This window comes from Mycobacterium angelicum, from assembly GCF_002086155.1.
In the GTDB taxonomy this organism is placed as follows: domain Bacteria; phylum Actinomycetota; class Actinomycetes; order Mycobacteriales; family Mycobacteriaceae; genus Mycobacterium; species Mycobacterium angelicum.
In genome coordinates, this window is the sequence record NZ_MVHE01000439.1 from 1 (window position 1) to 243 (window position 243).

Annotated in this window: 1 protein-coding gene; it reads left to right on the forward strand. The window is 64.6% G+C overall.

Going from position 1 to position 243, the window contains the following annotated elements:
* Positions 1-243 (forward strand): AMP-binding protein (locus tag BST12_RS30170; protein WP_139802142.1); only part of this gene is annotated, 243 nt, incomplete at both ends.

The following is a 243-nucleotide window of genomic DNA, read 5'->3' on the forward strand; positions in this document are numbered from 1 at the left end:
GGGAGTTGGTGTTTCCGGCCGGTGATGATTTGGCCTACGTCCTTTACACCTCGGGCACGACGGGGGTGCCCAAGGGAGTGGGGATTGCCCATCGCAATGTGACTGGGCTGATGGCGTCGCTGGATAGCGACCTGCTGCCGGCGGGCGGGCAGGTGTGGAGCCAGTGCCACTCCCATGCGTTCGATGCTTCGGTGTGGGAGATCTGGGGTGCGCTGCTGCATGGTGGGTGTCTGGTGGTGGTGC